Annotated in this window: 17 protein-coding genes; 9 read left to right on the forward strand and 8 right to left on the reverse strand. The window is 71.3% G+C overall.

Annotated elements, in window-relative coordinates; genetic code table 11:
- Positions 1–65 precede the first annotated feature (65 nt).
- The 3 genes from ACIBO1_RS21055 to ACIBO1_RS21065 all read left to right on the forward strand — a co-directional run bounded on the left by ACIBO1_RS21055 (position 66) and on the right by ACIBO1_RS21065 (position 1,839).
- Positions 66–590, forward strand: coding sequence for an RBBP9/YdeN family alpha/beta hydrolase (locus tag ACIBO1_RS21055; RefSeq protein ID WP_396749007.1), 525 nt, complete (start codon positions 66–68; stop codon positions 588–590).
- Positions 591–631: 41 nt separating this feature from the next.
- Positions 632–1,237 carry a hypothetical protein gene (locus ACIBO1_RS21060; RefSeq protein ID WP_396749009.1) on the forward strand — a complete coding sequence of 202 codons (606 nt, stop codon included), beginning with the start codon at positions 632–634 and terminating at the stop codon, positions 1,235–1,237.
- A 131-nt stretch (positions 1,238–1,368) separates the two neighbouring features.
- Positions 1,369–1,839: a PPOX class F420-dependent oxidoreductase gene (locus ACIBO1_RS21065; RefSeq protein WP_396749012.1), complete on the forward strand. Its 471-nt coding sequence runs from the start codon at positions 1,369–1,371 to the stop codon at positions 1,837–1,839.
- Here ACIBO1_RS21065 and ACIBO1_RS21070 read toward each other — a convergent pair.
- Positions 1,836–2,762 carry an SDR family NAD(P)-dependent oxidoreductase gene (locus ACIBO1_RS21070; protein WP_396749015.1) on the reverse strand — a complete coding sequence of 309 codons (927 nt, stop codon included), beginning with the start codon at positions 2,760–2,762 and terminating at the stop codon, positions 1,836–1,838. The two genes, ACIBO1_RS21065 and ACIBO1_RS21070, sit on opposite strands and share 4 nt — an antisense overlap.
- Before the next feature lie 111 nt (positions 2,763–2,873).
- Between ACIBO1_RS21070 and ACIBO1_RS21075 the strand changes: the two genes are divergently transcribed.
- On the forward strand, positions 2,874–3,443 hold the full coding sequence (locus tag ACIBO1_RS21075; protein WP_396749017.1) for a TetR/AcrR family transcriptional regulator: 570 nt from the start codon (positions 2,874–2,876) through the stop codon (positions 3,441–3,443).
- On the opposite strand, the gene ACIBO1_RS21080 is transcribed toward ACIBO1_RS21075, so the two are convergent.
- Positions 3,432–3,743: a hypothetical protein gene (locus ACIBO1_RS21080; RefSeq protein WP_396749019.1), complete on the reverse strand. Its 312-nt coding sequence runs from the start codon at positions 3,741–3,743 to the stop codon at positions 3,432–3,434. The two genes, ACIBO1_RS21075 and ACIBO1_RS21080, sit on opposite strands and share 12 nt — an antisense overlap.
- Positions 3,744–4,225: 482 nt before the next feature.
- On the opposite strand from ACIBO1_RS21080, the gene ACIBO1_RS21085 reads away from it, so the two are divergent.
- Both ACIBO1_RS21085 and ACIBO1_RS21090 read left to right on the forward strand, forming a co-directional pair.
- The gene (locus ACIBO1_RS21085) at positions 4,226–4,444 is read left to right on the forward strand and encodes a winged helix-turn-helix domain-containing protein (RefSeq protein ID WP_350699101.1); all 219 of its coding nucleotides are present in this window, start codon (positions 4,226–4,228) and stop codon (positions 4,442–4,444) included.
- 47 nt (positions 4,445–4,491) lie between these two features.
- A complete protein-coding gene (locus ACIBO1_RS21090) occupies positions 4,492–4,701 on the forward strand; it encodes a DUF397 domain-containing protein (protein WP_396749021.1) in 210 nt (69 codons plus the stop codon).
- Positions 4,702–4,818: 117 nt separating this feature from the next.
- Here ACIBO1_RS21090 and ACIBO1_RS21095 read toward each other — a convergent pair whose 3' ends face one another.
- Positions 4,819–5,220 carry a hypothetical protein gene (locus ACIBO1_RS21095; protein ID WP_396749133.1) on the reverse strand — a complete coding sequence of 134 codons (402 nt, stop codon included), beginning with the start codon at positions 5,218–5,220 and terminating at the stop codon, positions 4,819–4,821.
- Entirely contained in the window at positions 5,220–5,534 is a 315-nt protein-coding gene (locus ACIBO1_RS21100; protein WP_396749023.1) for a hypothetical protein, read from the reverse strand. Before ACIBO1_RS21100 ends, ACIBO1_RS21095 begins: the two co-directional genes overlap by 1 nt.
- A gap of 174 nt (positions 5,535–5,708) precedes the next feature.
- Here ACIBO1_RS21100 and ACIBO1_RS21105 point away from each other — a divergent pair, with 174 nt between their 5' ends.
- Both ACIBO1_RS21105 and ACIBO1_RS21110 read left to right on the forward strand, forming a co-directional pair.
- Positions 5,709–7,367, forward strand: coding sequence for an FAD-dependent oxidoreductase (locus tag ACIBO1_RS21105; RefSeq protein ID WP_396749025.1), 1,659 nt, complete (start codon positions 5,709–5,711; stop codon positions 7,365–7,367).
- Positions 7,364–8,818, forward strand: coding sequence for an ATP-binding protein (locus ACIBO1_RS21110; protein ID WP_396749027.1), 1,455 nt, complete (start codon positions 7,364–7,366; stop codon positions 8,816–8,818). Before ACIBO1_RS21105 ends, ACIBO1_RS21110 begins: the two co-directional genes overlap by 4 nt.
- Before the next feature lie 36 nt (positions 8,819–8,854).
- On the opposite strand, the gene ACIBO1_RS21115 is transcribed toward ACIBO1_RS21110, so the two are convergent.
- The 3 genes from ACIBO1_RS21115 to ACIBO1_RS21125 form a co-directional block, all read right to left on the reverse strand.
- Positions 8,855–9,895, reverse strand: coding sequence for a WxL protein peptidoglycan domain-containing protein (locus ACIBO1_RS21115; RefSeq protein WP_396749029.1), 1,041 nt, complete (start codon positions 9,893–9,895; stop codon positions 8,855–8,857).
- Positions 9,896–10,066: 171 nt separating this feature from the next.
- On the reverse strand, positions 10,067–10,699 hold the full coding sequence (locus ACIBO1_RS21120) for a hypothetical protein (protein ID WP_396749031.1): 633 nt from the start codon (positions 10,697–10,699) through the stop codon (positions 10,067–10,069).
- Positions 10,700–10,783: 84 nt separating this feature from the next.
- Positions 10,784–14,965, reverse strand: a complete 4,182-nt coding sequence (locus tag ACIBO1_RS21125; protein ID WP_396749034.1) for an ExeM/NucH family extracellular endonuclease — start codon at positions 14,963–14,965, stop codon at positions 10,784–10,786.
- A 195-nt stretch (positions 14,966–15,160) separates the two neighbouring features.
- Here ACIBO1_RS21125 and ACIBO1_RS21130 point away from each other — a divergent pair, with 195 nt between their 5' ends.
- Entirely contained in the window at positions 15,161–16,084 is a 924-nt protein-coding gene (locus ACIBO1_RS21130) for an arginase family protein (protein ID WP_396749036.1), read from the forward strand.
- Here the strand turns inward: ACIBO1_RS21130 and ACIBO1_RS21135 are convergent.
- Complete coding sequence (locus ACIBO1_RS21135; protein ID WP_396749038.1) at positions 16,063–17,883, reverse strand: BTAD domain-containing putative transcriptional regulator; 1,821 nt, start codon at positions 17,881–17,883, stop codon at positions 16,063–16,065. The genes ACIBO1_RS21130 and ACIBO1_RS21135 overlap by 22 nt on opposite strands.
- Positions 17,884–17,939 lie beyond the last annotated feature (56 nt).

The raw sequence follows: 17,939 nt of genomic DNA on the forward strand, positions 1-17,939 counted from the left end.
TAGCCGCCTGACCGTCCGTCGAAACAGGACTGACGGGACGGGTGCGTGCGATTACCGTCGGCCGGGTGACTCGACACCTGCTCGTGCCCGGACGGGGAACGCCGCGCCCCGAGCACTGGATGAACTGGCTCGCCGGCCGGCACCCGGACTACCGGTGGGCGCCCGAGCCGCCCGGTCCGCCGCTGGTCCTGCGGGACCGGGTGGCGGCGCTGCACGAGGCCGTGCACGCCTCGACCGAGCCGGCCGTGCTCGTCGCGCACAGCGCCGGATGCGTCAGCATCGTCGTGTGGGCGGCCGCGCACACCGGTCCGGTCGTCGGCGCGCTGCTGGTCACCCCGCCGGTCATCGACGGGTACGAGCCGGACGAGCCGGGGGACCTGCCCTGGATCGTGCCCCGCACCCGGTTGCCGTTCCCGACCGTCCTGGTCGCCAGCCGGACCGACCCGTATACCACCTTCGCCCAGTTCACCGAGTACGCCGAGGACTGGGGCGCGGAACTGGTCGACGCGGGCGAGGTCGGACACCTCGACAGCGCGGCCGGATTCGGCCCCTGGCCCGAAGCGGAGCGGCTGATCGCCCGCCTCGGCTGAGCGGGGCTGCGCGTCCATCGCACCCGGTCGATAATGCGGTGGTGGTGAGAATGGGCTGGATGCTCGTCGGCGTACTCCTCTCGGCGGTGGTGGCCTGCGACGGCACACCGTCGCCGGACCCGTCGGGCACCCCGTCGGGGCAGGTCGCCACCACGGCGGCCCCGACGGATTCCGCCGCTCCGCCGCTGCGGCTGCCCACCGTGGCACCCGGGGGCGCCTGCCCGGTCACCGAGCCACAGCCCTGGCCCCACCCCGACCAGGCCAGCCGGGTGCTCGGCCCCGGCCCGCTCTATCCGGTCGCCGACTACTTCCGGGACGGCGTACTGGAGTTGCGCGCCATGGACCGGCAACAGGACGGCACGTACACGAAGAAGGTCCGGTGGATCGGCTCCGGCTATGCCGGGCCGGTGCTGGTGCGGGCGGCCCGGATCGACGGGCCCGGCCCGGCCGGTGCGGAGTTCGCCTACCTCGGGGAGTCGCGCGACGGTGGGCACCACGCCCTGCTGGTCCGTCCGGAGAACGACCTGCCCGCGACCACCATGGTCGGCGGGCCGGGGTGCTACGCATACCAGGTCGACGGCACCACGTTCAGCGTCACGGTGGTGTTCCGCGCCGCCCTGGAGACGACCTCCGACCCGTCGTCCTGAGCGGCACTACCGCTGCTCGGTCACGACCAGATAGGTGTGCAGGGCCTGGCGGGAGCGGGTGAGCGCGTCGATCCGCTCGTCCAGGTCGACGATACCCACCTGGATCGGATTCCACTGCGAAGGAGCAGACGATGCACGACCGCGACGAACAGTCCGGCACGCCGGTCCCCGCCGTGGCGGCGGCCTACGACCCGCACACCCTCCTGGCGGAGAGTCGGCTCGGGGTGCTGGCCACGATCAGGTCGGACGGCCGTCCCCAGCTCTCCCCGGTCATGCCCTACTACGACCGGCCGGCCGGCGTCCTGTACGTGTCGATGACCGAGGGGCGGGCCAAGACGGTGAACCTGCGCCGGGACCCGCGCGCTGCCCTGGAGGTGACCAGCGCCGACGGCCTGTCCTGGGCCACCGCCGACGGCACGGTGACGCTGACCGGGCCGGGCGGCGACCCGTACGGACCCGAGGTCGACGCCCTGGTGGACTACTACCGGCTTGCTGCCGGGGAACATCCGGACTGGGACGAGTACCGGGCGGTGATGGTCGCCGACCGAAGGGTGCTCATGACGATGACGGTGAACCACGTCTACGGCGAGGACATCGGCTAGGCGGCGGACGCCGACACGTCGTCGAGGTAGCGCACGCCGGTCGCCTCCTCGGAGACCTGCCAGAGCCGTGCGGCCAGGGCCGGGTCGTCGGCGGGGGCGACGACCGGGCGGCTGTGCACCCGGTTGCCCCACCGGAACAGTGGCGGGCCGTGGAAGACGCCGGTCTCGGCGGTCGGTGCGGTGGCGGCGTAGAGCAGCGGGACGGTGCCGCTCTCGGAGCTGCGGGCCAGCAGCAGACCGCCGATCCGGGTCACCGCCCATTCCCCGGCGTTGTCGTACCGACGGTTCATCGGGGTGCGGGCCATGCCGGGGTGGGCGAGGAGGCTGCGCACCGGGCTGCCCGCGCGGCGCAGTCGACGGTCGAGTTCGACGCCGAACAGGGCGTTGGCCTGCTTCGACCGGATGTACGGCACAGGCTCGGCGGCGGCCGATCCTCCCGTCAGGTCGTCCAGGTCGGGTCCGCCGCGCAGCAGTCGATAGAAGCCGGAGCCCACGGTGACCACCCTCGGGTCCCGATCCGGCCGGAAGAGGTCGAGCAGCAGGCCGGTCAGGGCGAAGTGGCCCAGGTGGTTGGTGGCGAACGTGCTCTCGTACCCCTGGGCGGACCGCTCGTGTCCCGGCTTGGCGATCCCGGCGTTGTTGAGCAGCAGGTCGACCTGTCGGCCCTCGGCACGCAGTTCGGCGGCGAACTCGCGGACCGAGTCGAGATCGGCCAGGTCGAGTCGGCGTACCACCAGGTCACCGGCGATGCCGGCGCGGGCCTGCTCGGCCTTGGCGGGGTCGCGTACGGCCATGACGACCGTCGCGCCCCGGGCGGCGAGCTGCCCGGCGGCGATCAGGCCGAGACCACTGCTGGCCCCGGTGACGACCGCCGTCCGGCCGCGCTGGTCGGGGATGTCGTCGAACGTCCAGGAAACGGGCATGAGGCACCTCCGGTCGATCGCAGCGGATGAACTATCCGCTGCGGCGGTGTCGACCGTAGCACACCAGCGGATAAGTAATCCGCTGGTGTGCGGATGGATTATCCTCGTGCTGTGTCCACCGACCCGCCGACGAACGCCGAGCCCCTGCGTGCGGACTCGGCCCGGGTACGTGCCCGGATGCTGCGCGCAGCCCGGGAACGGCTGGCCGCCGGTGACGTCGAGTTGCCGATGAACGCGATCGCCAAGGCGGCCGGGGTCGGCGTCGGCACCGTCTATCGGCATTTCCCCAGCCGACTGGCCCTGCTGGAGGCGTTGGCCGCCGACCGGTTCACCCAACTCGTCGACGCGGCCGAACAGGCCGCCGTCGGGCCGGACGTCGCCGCCGAGATGGCCCGGCTACTCCGGGTCGCACTCGATCACCAGCTCGGTGACCCGGCGCTCGCCGCCGTCCTGGCCGAGCCGGAGCCCGCCCGCCCGGAGACCAGGGAGCTGGGCCGGGCGCTGACCACAGCGGTGGACAAACTGCTGCACCGCGCCCGCGCCGCCGGTGCCATCCGCCCGGAGATCACCGCCGACGACCTGCGGGCGCTGTTCTGCGGCCTCCAGCACGCGGTCACGGTCAGCGGCGACACCGACCGGGACCGGTACGTCGAGATCCTGCTCCGGGGACTACGCGCCTGACTCGACCGCGCGGATCGTGGGTGTTGCGCGTCGACTGGGTGCCCTCTTCCGCCCCGATCGCCGGACCGCCACGGGTGCCGGTGCGGTCCGCAGTCCGGCTGGTTGGACGAAGATGGCCCGGCGGTCGACCGCATCTCCTCGGCCGTTGAGCTGGTAGCCCTCCAACCAGATCCACCCGTCGTACGTGGTCCAGTCCAGGACCCGGATCACGCGGAACAGAATCGGCTGTCGGAACTGCACGCTGGCCTCACGTCCCACGTGGAGCAGATCACCGGGGCAGGGTGTGGTCAGGTCAGCCATCCGAGGAACCTCCGGCGGAGGCTTTCCGTGGGCACCCAGCTCAGATCCTCGGCGGCTGACAGCATGTACGAACCCAGGTAAAGGGTCAGGCAGGTGCGTGCTGCGCCGTACTCGTCGGCCAACTCCGTTCGGCCGGTAGCGCACGGCCAGGGTGCATCGCAGCGGAGACAGACCCAGGTCGGCCGAACCGGTAGGTGCTCCGTCATCGCACACCCCAGTGCCCCCGGTTGATCGGCACCCGGTGCCGGGCTCGACACGGCAGGCTTGAACCGCAGCGGCAGACCATCCGCCACTTCCGCCACGACCACACCGGTCGATGCTGCTGCGCCAGTGTCAGAGCGGTGAGCAGCACGTACCTCTCGAAACTAACCATCAAACCCCCTCACCAACCTACGTTACTAGGTACGCTGGGTATACCTGCAATACCCCGTGTCGTTTGATGAGTCCCCCTGCGTGTTCTCTTGACGCAGGGAGGGCGACGCATGGCTGTGCCGCTGTATCAACAGATCGCCGACGACATCACGCGGCAGATCGAGTCCGGTGTGCTGAAGCCAGGGGACAAGCTGCCCAGCACCAAGAAGCTCTGCGATCAGTACGAGGTCAGCGAGACGGTCATCCGATTCACGATGATCCAGCTCAAAGCGCGCGGCCTTGTGTACGGCCAGCCAGGCCGAGGTGTGTACGTCACCCGGCGGGACTGATCATCGCCAAAGCCAGGCCCGAAACAGTGCAGCCAGAAAGGTTGACCATGATGACTCCGGACCTCACTGGTGCGGTGTGGCGCAAGTCCACCCGCAGCGACAGCAACGGCGGCGCGTGCGTAGAGGTGGCAGGCAACCTACCCGGCGTGGTCGGGGTCCGCGACAGCAAGGACCGGCAGGGCCCCCTGCTGTCCTTCACGACCGACCAGTGGATCGGCTTCGTCCAGGGCGTCAAGGACGGGACGCTCGACGCCTGAGTGTCCACCGTCGCCAGCCGTTTCGTGGGCACCGGATGGTGCGCGCGAACATCGGTCCGGAGGCGCTGCGCGAGATCAATGTGGCCTGTGACGCTGGCCTCGGGGCTGGCGCCCCGGTCACTGGTCCGGCATGTGGTTGATCGGCAAGCCCTCGCCGTAGCGATGACCCTCCCCGGTCAGAATCTGCGCCGCGTGCTCCAGCGACGCCAGCACCGTCGTTGCCAGGTCGACCCGACTGGTCACCCCCAGCCAGTACGACAGCTCCCACCAGTCCTCGCCCCACGTGGGCAGCACCGCGCAGGCATCCATCGCCAGCAGTGTGTGGAGGTCTTTCCGGTCCTTCGAGTCGGTCACCAGCTTCAATGCCTCTGCCACGGTGACGGCGGTGACACCGAAACGCTGCCGGTCGGTGATGACCTCGCCTACTGGCTCCACGACGTGGATCGATCCCGCTACGTACGCCAGCAGCGCCGAGCGGTCCAGCACGAGCGTGACCGGGGGCAGGTCGTCCTCGGGGATCACGCGGCCGACGCCGACTGGTCCCCGCCGGCCTGATCCTGCTCCGAGTGCTGGCGGACCCGCTCGCGGACCGCCGCGAATCGCTCCGCAGGCCACTCGGCCTGCACCGCGTACCGGCGTGCGCGGGCGGCGGCCATGCCCTCCGAGGTCAGCGCCACCCCACGGCGAACCTGCTCGTCACGGAACTGCTCCCACGCCCTCTGGGCGCGCACGGCCCCAGTCACGTAGGCGCTCGCCTTGCCCGGGCCCTGCTGCTCCAACGTCTCAGCCACATCTTGAGGGACGGAGATCGACAGCTTCTTCACCGTGGTCATACCGTCAGCGTACTTCGGTAGCACCTTCCTCGTGTCAGCAACACGGGGGCACGTTCATAGCCCCTGCCCTGCGTACAGGGCGTCAAGGACGAGACGCTCGATGCCTGAGCGTCCACCGTCAGCGGGCGTTTCGTGGGCAACCGAGGTGGAACACCGCCGTGCTTTCATTGGCCCATGGCGAACCCGGTGATTCTCTCCGTCGACGACGACCCGGCGGTGTCGCGGGCCGTCGCCCGGGACCTTCGGCGTCGGTACGGCGACCGGTACCGGGTGGTGCGCGCCAACGCCGGCCCGGAGGCGCTGGAGGCGCTACGGGAGATCAAACTGCGCGGTGAGCAGGTGGCCCTGCTGCTGGCCGACTACCGGATGCCGGAGATGACCGGGATCGAGTTCCTGGAAGCGGCGATGGACCTGTTCCCGGCAGCCCGCCGGGTACTGCTGACCGCGTACGCGGACACCGGCGCGGCGATCGACGCGATCAACCTGGTCGACCTCGACCACTACCTGCTCAAGCCGTGGCACCCGCCGGAGGAGAAGCTCTATCCGGTGGTCGACTCGCTGCTGGACGCCTGGTCGGCCAGCCCGATCGCGGCGGCGACCGAGATCCGGGTGGTCGGGCACCGGTGGTCCGCCGAGTCCTTCGCGATCCGTGACTTCCTCGCCCGCAACCTGGTGCCGTACCGCTGGCTGCTGGTCGACGACCCGGAGGGGGCGCGGCTGCTCGCGGCGGCGGGGGTGGCCGAGGCCGACGTACCGCTGGTGGTCACCGGCGACGGCAAGACGCTGGTGGCCCCGGCGGAGGCGGAGCTGGCCGGGCTGATCGGCCTGAACGTCACCCCGACGGCGGACTTCTACGACCTGATCGTGGTCGGCGGCGGTCCGGCCGGGCTGGGTGCGGCGGTGTACGGCGCGTCCGAGGGGCTGCGGACGGTGCTGGTGGAGCGGCTGGCCACCGGTGGGCAGGCCGGACAGAGCAGTCGGATCGAGAACTACCTCGGCTTCCCCGACGGCGTCTCCGGCGCGCAGCTCACCGATCGGGCCCGCCGGCAGGCGCTGAAGTTCGGCGCGGAGCTGCTCAGCACCCGCGAGGTGGTCGGCCTGGACGAGGCCGGTTCGGCCCGGGTGCTGCGGTTCAGCGACGGCCAGAGCCTGGCCGCGCACTCGGTGGTGCTGGCCACCGGCGTGTCGTACCGGATGCTGGCGGCACCCGGCCTGGACGACTTCACCGGCCGAGGGGTCTTCTACGGCTCGGCCGCCAGCGAGGCGCCGAGCTGCGTCGGCGCGGACGTCTACATCGTCGGCGGGGCCAACTCGGCTGGCCAGGCGGCGGTCTACTTCTCCCGGTACGCGCAGCGGGTGCACCTGCTGATCCGGGGTGCCGACCTGACCGCCTCGATGTCGCAGTACCTGATCGAGCAACTCGGCCGCATCGAGCAGGTGATCGTGCACCCGCACACCGAGGTGGCCGCCGCCGCCGGTGACGAACACCTGCAACGACTGACGCTGCGCGACACCCGCACCGGCGAGCAGCGGGACGTGGACACCTCCTGGCTGTTCGTGTTCATCGGCGCGGAACCGCGTACCGGCTGGCTGGACGGCACGGTGGTCCGCGACCAGCGCGGTTTCGTGGTGACCGGGCCGGACCTGGTCGCCGCCGGGCGTCGGCCGCCCGGCTGGTCGCTGCCGCGCGACCCGTACCACCTGGAGGCGAGCCTGCCGGGCGTCTTCGCCGCCGGTGACGTCCGCGCCGCGTCGGTGAAGCGGGTGGCCTCGGCGGTCGGCGAGGGCGCGATGGCGGTATCCCTGGTGCACCGTTACCTGGAGGCGCAATGACCACCGACGGACCGACAGCCGGAGCGGAGCCGCAGCGGTTGACCGAGGACGAGCTGCGGACGCTGTTCCTGTTCGAGTCGCTGGACGCCGAGCAGTTGGCGTTCCTGGCCAGTCAGGGGCGGGTCGAGCGGCGGACCGGCGGTGAGCTGGTCTATGGGGAGAGCGACCCGGCGGAGTGCTTCTTCGTCCTGCTCGACGGCACGGTACGCCTCTGCCGCACCGTGCACGGCGACGAGGTGGAGATCAGCCGTACCTCGCAGCGCGGCGCGTACGGCGGTGCCACCCAGGCGTACGTGGGCGAGGCCCGGCTCTATCGCAACAGCATGTGGGCGCTGACCGACTCGGAGTTCTTCGTGCTCCCGGCGGAGAAGTTCGCGCACGCGGTGCGGTCCTGGTTCCCGATGGCGATGCACCTGCTGGAGGGCATGTTCATCGGCATGCGGGACACCCAGACGCTGGTCGGTGAGCGGGAGCGGCTGCTGGCCCTCGGTTCGCTGTCGGCGGGGCTGACCCACGAGCTGAACAATCCGGCGAGCGCGGCGGTGCGCGCCACATCGAGCCTGCGCGAGCGGATCGCCGCGATGCGCCACAAACTGGCGTTGATCGCCGACGGTCGGATCGACGGCCGACGGCTGCACGCCCTCGTCGGCCTCCAGGAGGAGGCGGTCGAACGGGTGGCGAAGGCCGCGCCGCTGTCCGCCCTGGCCGCCAGCGACGCCGAGGACGCGCTGACCGACTGGTTCGACGACCAGGGCTTCACCTCCGGCTGGCAGTTGGCGGAGACGCTGGTCAGCGCCGGGCTGGACGTCGACTGGCTGGAGCGGGTCCAGGCGGCGGTGGGGCCGGAGGACGTCGAGGCGGCGGTGCGCTGGCTGACCTACGCGGTGGAGACCGAGCTGCTGATGGCGGAGATCGCCGACGCCGCCATCCGGATCTCCACGCTGGTCGGGGCCGCCAAGCAGTACTCCCAGCTCGACCGCGCGCCGTACCAGGTGGTGGACGTGCACGAACTGCTCGACGCCACGCTGGTGATGTTCAAGGCGAAGGTCCCGGCCGGGGTACGGGTGGTCCGGGAGTACGACCGGAGCCTGCCGGCCATCCCGGCGTACGCGGCCGAACTGAACCAGGTGTGGAGCAACCTGATCGACAACGCCCTCGGTGCGATGCGGGACAGCGGCACCCTGACCGTCCGCACCGGCCTGGTCAACGACCAGTTGGCCGTCGACATCGTGGACACCGGACCGGGTATCGCGGCGGAGATCCGACCGCGCATCTTCGAGCCGTTCTTCACCACCAAGCCGGTCGGCGAGGGCACCGGGCTGGGGCTGGACATCTCGTACCGGATCGTGGTCAACAAGCACCACGGCGACATCCGGGTGACGAGCACGCCGGGGAACACGCAGTTCCGGGTGTTGCTGCCGACCGACCTGGAGTCGCCGCCGACCGGCTGACCCGGCATCCCGCCGAGGCGGACGCCGGGTGGCCGGTCAGCCGACGGTGGCCTTGCGGCCCTCGGCCCGGCCCTCCTCGCGGGCGCTGGCGAGCATCTGCGCGAGTCGCCGCCGACGGCGCTGGCGGACGATCCGCACGGCGACGACGAGCGCGACGACGACCAGCAGGAGCACGAGCTGCGCCCAGGGGACGCTCCACGTGGTGACGGTGGCCGAGGCGGGGCGGATCACCGCGTCGGTGGCGTCGCCGCCCTGCACGGCGGGGGTGAGGTCGACGGTGGTCCGCATCCGGCCCAGCCCCCACACCCCGTCGACGCGGGCCTCGAACGTCTTCTGGCCGCCCGGCAGGATCTCGTCGACCTCGGTCGGGGTCTCCCGCCCGGTCAGGCCGAACAGTTCGCGGACGGTCACGTCGCCGCCGCCGGTCACCGCGACGTTGCCGTTGTTGGTGGCGGTGTAGCTGACCTGGACCGTGCCGCCGGAGAAGGGGTTCCACGAGGGCGTGTAGGTGGCGGTGAGCCCGTCGACCGCGAGGCCGGCGGTGATCGTGCCGCTGGCGCGCATCATCACCCGGAAGCCGACCCGGCTCTCCACGGCGACCGTGCCGCCGGTGCTGGTGACGGTCGCCGCGATACCCGCCGGGTGGTCGCCCGGGGTGGCGTTCTCCGGCACGGTGATGGTGAACGGCACCACCTTCGTCTGCTTGGCGCCGACGGTGACCTGCTCCTGCACCTCGATCCAGGTGCCGCCGTCCACCGACGTCTCGTTCGAGGGCAGCATGTTGAAGCGGCCCTTGTCGGTGAGGTAGCCGTCGGCCGCCTTGAGGGAGAAGACCACGGAGGAGTCGCTGAAGTTGCGGACCGCGAGGTGCTCGGTCATGACCTGACCGGGGTCGAGGGTGTGCTCGATCCACCGCCGCCCGTCCGGGCCGTTGCGGTCGGCCGGCTGCACCGCCCAGGTGACGGTCGGGGTGGTCGGCTCCGCCATCGCACCGGCCGGCGCGATCGGCGTGGCGACGAGCACCACGGCCAGCACGGCGAGCAGCCGCGACAGCGCTCGCGGCGGGGTTCGGAACATGGCGGGATCCTTCGGCGGTAGGGGTGCGGCCGGGGGGGGGGCCGCGGCGGGGCCCCCCCCCCCGCCCCCCCGCGCCCCCCGGGGGGGGGGGGGGGGGGGGCCCCGGGGGGGGCCGGGGGGGGGGGGGGGGGGGGGGGGGCCCCCCCCCGCGGCCCCCCCCCGACCAGGGCACTACTCGAACAGGGAGAGGGTCAGCGTCGAGGTGTACGACCCGGCGGCCACGTCGGCCGGGGTACGCAGGAACAGGCCGGCGTTGACGGAGTACGCGTCACCGGCGACCGCGCCCGAGTCGAACGTGGAGATCAGCAGCTCCTGGTCGGTGAGACCGACGTTGTTGCCCGGCTGGGTCGGCTCGTCCAGCACGGTGACGACCTCTTCACCCTCGCTGACCAGGCCGCTGTCGCCGCCGTCGATCAGGCGCGGCTTCCAGCCGAGGTGTCCGGCGCTGATCGGGTCCTGGCCGCTGCTGCCGACGAAGTTGGTCGCGCTGCCCAGCACCGCCCAGGCGGAGCCCTCGGGCACCTCGTCGGCGGTCCGGGTGTCGGTGACGGTGACCGTCGGCAGGGTGCCGGTGAACTGACGGACCAGCAGGGTCGAGCCGTCCTCGGACAGCGCCACCGAGTTGCCGGCGACGGAGAGGGCGAGCACGCCCGGTTCCTTGACCTCTTCGATGTCGACGGTGACGCGGACGTCGGTGCTGTCGACCGGCTCGGCGAGGGCCGGCGACGCCAGCGCCACCGACCCGGCCAGCAGCGCACCGGCGGCAGCGGCCGCGATCAGGCGCTTGTGGTTCCTTGTGTGCATTCGATGCTCCGTTTGGTGCTTATGTCTTTCGAACGGGGGATGGTGCGGTGGCGGCACCCGTGGGCACCGCCACCGCGAGACGAACTAACCGCAGGTGAGAGCGGGGAACGGCGCCTCGACCTGGGTGGTGACGGGCTGGCCGTTGACGGTACCGGTGACCTTGACCGTCGACGTACCGGCCGCCACCGTCTTGGCCCGGGTGTTGAACGACTGGAAGGCGGTCTTGCCCGGAGCCACGTCGGTGACCTTGCGCGAGCCGTACGGGGTGACCAGCTCGATGGTGAGCGCGACGTCGTCGGCGTTCTGGGCGCTGACCGAGACGTACGCGTTGGTGCCGACGCACTGGGTGCGGGCCTGCACCGTCACGTCCCACTCCGGGTCGCCCTGCCCGACGGTCGAGCGCGGCGTGGTGTCCGCGGTGACCGGCGAGTTGGCGGCGAGGTAGTTCGTCAGCATGGTGAGGTCGTTGTCGCCGGTGGTGACCCGGTCGGTGCCCCCACCGAGGGTGGTGAAGTTGTCCCCACCGGAGGCGAGGAACGAGTTCACCGTGACCCGGTAGGTGCCGGCCGGGTCGATCGGCGCGCCGTCGAGCTGCATCGAGGTGATCCGCGAGCCCTGCGCGGCGGTCGGGTCGTAGGTGTAGCTGAAGCCCTTCGACACGCCCAGCCAGAGCACCGGACGGGACGCGCCCGCCGGCTGCCACTGCTGCTCCAGCACCTGCTTGATCTCGGCACCGGTGTAGGACTTGGTGACCACGTCGTTGGAGAACGGCTGGACCGAGAAGGCATCGGCGTAGCTCACCGTGCCGTCGGTCCGGTACAGCAGGTCGGCCCGCAGACCACCCGGGTTCATGAACGCGATCTGCGCCCCGCCCCGGCCGGCGTCGGCGGTGCCGGCGAGCTGCACGTCGGCGATGAAGTTGCCCAGCGCCGACTCCTTGCCCCGGTCCTCGTTGCCGTCGGTGTAGGCCCGCCGGACGTCGGCGGTGATCTCACCGAGCTTGCGCTGACCCAACTCCTGGGCCTTCACCTTGGCGGCGGCCACGATGTCGGCCACCGCCGGGTCCTGCGGCGCACCGACCACGTCGACGAGCGAGGCGTCGGCGGCGGTGACCGACTTCGACTGCGGGTCGAAGGTCAGCGTGACCTTGCCCAGTCGCTTGCCGTAGTCCTCGGCCTGGACCACCGGACGCAGCTTGTCGGTGCCCGGGACCGGGACCTCGAAGGCGTACGGCTGGTGGGTGTGGCCGCTGAAGATGGCGTCGATGGTGGCGTCGACCCGGGTGAACTTGCCGAAGACCGGGTCGTTCGCCAGGGCCTCGGGGGAGTCGATGTTCTCCGTGGCGGCACCCTCGTGCGTGAGCAGCACCACCACGTCGGCCTCACCGTTGTCCGGGTTGCCGTCCTTGAGCTGGGCGGCGACCAGGTTGGCCTCGGCGGCCGGGTCGCGGAAGGTCAGGCCGGCGATGCCGTCCGGGCTGACCAGCGACGCGGTCTGCTCGGTGACCACGCCGATGAAGCCGACCTTGACCCCGCCGATGGTGCTGACCGAGTACGCCGGCAGTGCCCGGGAGTCGCCCCGGTACACGTTGGCGCCCAGGATCGGGAAGTCGGCCCGCTCCATCACCCGGTCGGTCAGGTCGGTCATGCCCTGGTCGAACTCGTGGTTGCCCACCGCCGAGGCGGTCAGCCCGGCCTGGTTGAGGAAGTCGATCGTCGGGTTGTCGTCGTCGATCGCCGAGATGAAGGTCGACGCGCCGATGTTGTCACCGGCGGAGACGAACGCGGTGTTCGGGTTCTGCGCCCGCAGCTGGTTGACCAGACCGGCGAGCTGGGCGGCACCGCCGACCGGCTGACCGTTCACGGTGGCCGGGGACTCCAGCCGACCGTGGAAGTCGTTGATGGTCAGCAGTTGCAGGTCCACCGGGCTGGCCCCGGTGTTGAGCCCGACGATCAGCGGGTTGTGGTCGCTGGCCCGGTACGGGTCCGGCGCGAAGAACGAGGCCAGGCCGTCGTACTGGAAGGCGTACGACTCGACCGCGTTGGTCTGCCAGACGTCCACACCGGTCACCCGGTCCGCCAGCGACGGCGAGGCCAGGGCGTGATCCAGCGAGCCGGACTCGCCACCGAAGACGTAGCTCGTCTTGCCGGTGTCGTTGAGGTTGGCGTACTGCTTGTCGTAGAGGACCTGCATCGGGTCCTCGTGGGTGTAGGCGTTGAAGTCGCCCAGCAGCAGCACGCTGTCGGTGCCGCTGTCGGCCTTCACCCGGTCGACGAAGGTGGCCAGTGCCGTGGCCTGCCGGACCCGGTCACCGTTCCAGCCGCCCTGACCGTCCCCGGAGTCGGCGTTGTCACCGCTGCCGGCGCCGCTCTTGGACTTGAAGTGGTTGACGACCACGGTGAAGTCGAGCGGACCGGCGGTGAAGGTCTGCGCCAGCGGCTCGCGGGCGTTGAACCAGACCGACTCGTCGTTCACCGAACGCGACGGACCCTTCGGCTGGGTCTTGGCCGGCTTGAAGATGATCGCGGTGGTGATGACGTCCTGCTGGGCGGCGCCCGGCAGCTCCGTCGGGGTGCGGACGTAGTCCCAGGTGCCCGCGCCGTCCTCGGTGTTCAGGGCGGCGACCAGCCGCTTGAGCGCCTGCTGCGGGTCGTTGGTGTTGAACCGGACCGAGTTCTCGATCTCCTGCAACGCGACCACGTCGGCGTCCAGCGCGCTGATCGCCGAGACGATCTTCGCCTCCTGCTTGACCAGTGCCGCCTCGTTCGCGGCACCGCGTGCGTCTCCGCCGAAGTGGACGAAGTAGTTCAGCACGTTGAAGCTGGCCACCCGCAGGTCACCGCCGACGTTGACCGGAGCGGCGGTACGCGGGTTGGTGGACTTGAAGGTGGTCCGGGCGGCCGGCGGGGTGTCGGCGTCGACCGGACGGGTCGGCTGCAGACGCCACTCGTTGAAGGCGTACGACAGCACCGACGGACCGAACGCCTCGACCGAGTCACCGACCCGCAGCGGGGCGGCCGGGGAGACGTACGGCGGGAGCAGCCCGGCGTTGGCCAGGTTGGTGGTCTTGCCGTCGTCGACCAGCAGTCGGCGCGCCTTGTTGTCGGCGGCGAGCTGGCGGGCCGCCTCCGAGCCGGGGCGGGCCTTGTCGGTGGGGGTGGCGGCGGGCTTGTCACCGGCGGTGAGGACGACCTCGCCGAACCGGTTGGTGTTGTAGACCTCGGAGACGGCGTACGAGCCGACCGGGGCGACCAGCATCGACTCGACCGACTCGCGGGCGTCGTCGCTCAGCGGCAGCTCGACCGGGACCGGGGCGGGCAGCGGTGCGCCCTGCTCGCAGACCTGGACGTCGCTCTTGGCGCCGATGGTGAGCTGGGTGAGGCCGTTGAACTCGCTCGCGGTGCCGCTGACCCGGACCCGGTCGCCGATCGCGACCGACGGGTGGTTGGCGGTGTTCGTGGTCAGGTAGACGAAGACCGCGTCCGAGGCGGTCCCGGCGGCGACGGTGCGCTCCCCGCCGCTGCCCGCCGTCTGCACGTACACGCCGTTGTAGCCACCGGTGCGGTGGTCGGCGGTGACGATGCCCTCGACGGTGACCCGGGTGCCGGCCAGCGGAGTCGCGTTGCCGGTGCCCTGGACCTCGGCGATGGTGCGGTCGACCGTGATGGTGCAGCCCAGCGGCGGATCCGGGTCCGGGTCGGGGTCCGGGCCGGAGTCGCTGTTGCGTACCCCGAAGCTGTTCGGGGCCGGGGGCCGCCAGGTGCCGTCGATCTTCTGGAGGGAGTGGCCGACCGGCGTCGAACCGGTCTCCTCCACGCCGATGTCGACGCCGGTCCGGCCGTTCGCCGGGCCGCCGACCGCGGTGAAGGTGCCCTCGTAGGTGAGGAACTCGGCCACCCCGCCGTCGGGCTTGACCAGCGCGACGCCGTCGGGCGCGCCGTTCTGGATGCCGTCGGCCGGGTACGACGCGACGACGACACCCGCCGCCGGGACGGACCCACTGAGCGTCCTGGTGTTGTACGGCGCACCGTTGGCGCCGTTGTAGAGGACGATCTGCCAACCGCTCAGGTCGAAGCCGACCGGCGCCTCGATCTCGATCGCCTCGCCGACGTCCGCGCCGACGTTGTCGTAGTGGATCTCACTGATGAACGGCGTCGTGGGCACCGGGTCGGCGAACGCGGCGGTGCCACTGGAGAGGGTGAGCGCGGCGGCGGTGACCAGTACGCCCGGGATTGTGAGTAGTCGTGTACTTCTTCTTCGCTGCATGTGCGCGGCCTCCGAGGGATTAGACCTCGGGAGGATAAGCGGCGTCGGTGTCCGTACGGGAGCCACCAGATGTACTAAAGCAGGGGAAAGTCGGTGGCATGGACCACCGTCCTGGCCTGCCGGATCGCCGGTTCCGCGCTATCGCGAGCGCGGTCGTGCCCGGCGTCGACGCGCCGACGGGGTGATGATGAGGTCATGACCACGACGTGGGACGTCATCGGTGCACCGTCGAGCGCGGGGGCGCACACCCCCGGAGTGGAGCAGGCACCGGCCGCGCTGCGCGACGCGGGCCTGGTCCGGTTGCTGCGACGTACCGCCGAGGTCGACGACCTCGGTGACGTGCCGCCATCGCGCTGGCGACCGGACCCGGCACGTCGCACCGGCCAGAACGCGACCGAGGTGGCGCGGGTCGCGACGGACGTGGCGCAGCAGGTCGAGACCTCGGTACGCCGGTCCCGACTCCCGCTGGTACTCGGCGGTGACTGCACGGTGACGCTGGGGCTGGTGGCCGGTCACGCCCGGGCGGGACGACCGGTGGCGCTGGTCTACGTGGACGGCGGACCGGACCTGTACACGCCGTTGACCAGGGCGAACGGGAATCTGGACGCGATGGGGCTGGCGCACCTGCTCGGGCTGCCCGGCATCCGGCCCGAGGTCGCCGCCGTCGGCGGCACCGTGCCGCTGCTGACTCCCGACCGGGTGGTCGTGTACGGCGACTCGCTGCCCTCCGGCGACCACGAGTACGACCTGGTGGCCGAGCTGGGCATCACATACGTGCCGGCGGACGAGGTGCACGCCGATCCGGTCGCGGCGGCACGGCGAGCGTGCACCGCCGCCGAGGCCGCCGCCGAGGCGTTCGTGGTGCACTTCGACGTCGACGTGCTCGACTTCGTCGAGACCCCGCTGGCCGACGTGCCCGAACCGACCGGGCTCACGCTGGCCGAGGCGTCGACCACCCTCGCCACGCTGGTGCGCAGCCCGCGCTTCGCCGGGCTGACGGTCACCGAGATCAACCCCGACCACCTGCCGGAGGACGAGGTGTTGACCCGGTTCGTCGAGGTGTTGGCCGATGCGCTGGGCACCGTTCGGGCGAGTGGTCAGGCGGCCGGGGAGAGCTGAGCGCGCGGGGTGGCGCACTCCCGGGCGAAGATGCGCAGCAGGACGGGCAGGTGGAAACGCTGCCCGGTGCCGTCCGAGTCGACCGGCACCAGCAGGTTGTGCGCGACGAGGTCCTCCACCACCCGGTTGGCCTGCGGTCCGGGCAGGTGCAGGATGTCGCCGGCACTGGACTGCGTGATCAGCAGGTCGCTGATGGCCAGTGCGTTGAGCGCGGCCCGCGCCTGGGGGGTGAGCGCCTGGTAGCTGCCGGAAAGGCTGTGCCGGACCGAGATGTCGCCGACGGCGAGTTCCTCCAGCCGGTTCTCCTCCTGTTCCAACTGCTCGGCGAAGCTGGGCAGGGCGATGCCGGGCTGGGCGGCGATCCGGCTGCCCACGATCCGCAGCGCCAACGGCAACTGGTCGCAGGCCGCCGCGATCCGGCCGAACACCTCCGGCTGCTCGCGTACCCGCTGCTCACCGGCGATGGTCGCCAGCAGCCGTACCGCGTCGCCCCGGCTCAGCGACCCGAGATTCAGTCGCCACCCCACGTCGAGGTCGAGCAGGCGGTGCCGACTGGTGATCAGCACCAGACTGCGGCCGGCGCCCGGGAGCAGGGGCCGGACCTGCTGGGCGCAGTCGACGTCGTCGATGATCAGGAGTAGGCGCCGATCGGCGAGCGTGCACCGCAGCACTGCGGCGCGCTCGCGGACGTCCTCGGGTACGTCGGTCAGGGCGACGCCGAGTTCGACGAGCAGTTCCCGCATCAGGTCGGCGGTGCTCCGGGGCGTACCGGCGGCATGGTCGAAGCTGACGAAGAGTTGCCCGTCGGGGAAGAGGTCGGCCAACTCGTAGCCACTGGCCACGGCGAAGCTGGACTTGCCGACGCCCGGCGCACCGGTGACCAGCACGACGCCCGCGTGCTCGTCGGTGCCGACGGTGTCCGCGATGGCGCGCAACTGACGGGCCGCAGCGGCCCGGCCGACCAGCCGGGGCGGCTTCATCGGCAGGGCCCGTCGACCGGCCGGCGGATCGGGGACGGCCGACGGTGGTGGTGTCCCGCCCCCGACCAGCGCCGGCCAGCCGCCGGGCGGCCGGACCTCGGTCGAGTCGGCGTCGAGCGCGACCTGTAGGGCACCCTGGAGGGGCGGCCCCGGATCGACCCCCAGTTCGTCGACGATCACCCGTCGCGCCTCCTGATAGGCGGCGAGCGCCTCGGCGACGCGGCCTTCGAGCGTGAGCGCGACGACGAGCTGGGCCTGTCGGGGCTCGTCGAGCGGCTCCTCGGCCACCATCTGCCGCAACTGCGGGATGACCGCTGCGGGCTGCCCGAGTCGGAGCCGTACGTCGATGAGTTCGGTCACCGCCGCCCGGCGTTGTTCCTGGAGTGCCACGGTGTACGCGGCGACGTCGGTGCCGAGGTCCGGCAGATCCTCCAGCGGTCGCCCGTGCCACTGGTCGAGGGCTCTGCCGAGCAGGTCGACGGCGCTGTCCAGGCGGTCCTCCCGGGCCGCCCGGTGTCCCTGGTCGACGAATCGCTGAAAGCGCAGCAGGTCGAGTTCGTCCTCCTCGACCTGCAGGTGGTAGCCGGTGCCGTCGCGGACCAGCCGGTCGGCCGAGTCCCCGACCCGGTGCAGGAGCTGCCGCAGCCGGTGCACGTACGTGCGGACGTTGTGCAGCGCCGATGCGGGCGGGGACGTCGGCCAGATACCGTCGATGAGGCGACCGGTGGCTACCGTCCGGCCGGGGTTCATCAGCAGGATGGAGAGCAGGGAGCGGGGTTTCGCTCCGTTGATCGGAAGCGGACCAGCCTCGGTAGCCAATGTCAATGGTCCGAGCACATTGAATTGCATAAATTCTCTCTCCCCCTGCAGGATAT

Source organism: Micromonospora sp. NPDC049903 (assembly GCF_044460945.1).
Taxonomy (GTDB): domain Bacteria; phylum Actinomycetota; class Actinomycetes; order Mycobacteriales; family Micromonosporaceae; genus Micromonospora.

Bases quoted from the DNA above. Each gene is read 5' to 3' on its own strand.
- ACIBO1_RS21065 (WP_396749012.1), top strand. From the start codon at position 1,369: ATGCACGACCGCGACGAACAGTCCGGCACGCCGGTCCCCGCCGTGGCG.
- ACIBO1_RS21070 (WP_396749015.1), bottom strand. From the start codon at position 2,762: ATGCCCGTTTCCTGGACGTTCGACGACATCCCCGACCAGCGCGGCCGG.
- ACIBO1_RS21080 (WP_396749019.1), bottom strand. From the start codon at position 3,743: ATGGCTGACCTGACCACACCCTGCCCCGGTGATCTGCTCCACGTGGGA.
- ACIBO1_RS21085 (WP_350699101.1), top strand. From the start codon at position 4,226: ATGGCTGTGCCGCTGTATCAACAGATCGCCGACGACATCACGCGGCAG.
- ACIBO1_RS21090 (WP_396749021.1), top strand. From the start codon at position 4,492: ATGATGACTCCGGACCTCACTGGTGCGGTGTGGCGCAAGTCCACCCGC.
- ACIBO1_RS21100 (WP_396749023.1), bottom strand. From the start codon at position 5,534: ATGACCACGGTGAAGAAGCTGTCGATCTCCGTCCCTCAAGATGTGGCT.
- ACIBO1_RS21105 (WP_396749025.1), top strand. From the start codon at position 5,709: ATGGCGAACCCGGTGATTCTCTCCGTCGACGACGACCCGGCGGTGTCG.
- ACIBO1_RS21110 (WP_396749027.1), top strand. From the start codon at position 7,364: ATGACCACCGACGGACCGACAGCCGGAGCGGAGCCGCAGCGGTTGACC.
- ACIBO1_RS21115 (WP_396749029.1), bottom strand. From the start codon at position 9,895: ATGTTCCGAACCCCGCCGCGAGCGCTGTCGCGGCTGCTCGCCGTGCTG.
- ACIBO1_RS21120 (WP_396749031.1), bottom strand. From the start codon at position 10,699: ATGCACACAAGGAACCACAAGCGCCTGATCGCGGCCGCTGCCGCCGGT.
- ACIBO1_RS21125 (WP_396749034.1), bottom strand. From the start codon at position 14,965: ATGCAGCGAAGAAGAAGTACACGACTACTCACAATCCCGGGCGTACTG.
- ACIBO1_RS21130 (WP_396749036.1), top strand. From the start codon at position 15,161: ATGACCACGACGTGGGACGTCATCGGTGCACCGTCGAGCGCGGGGGCG.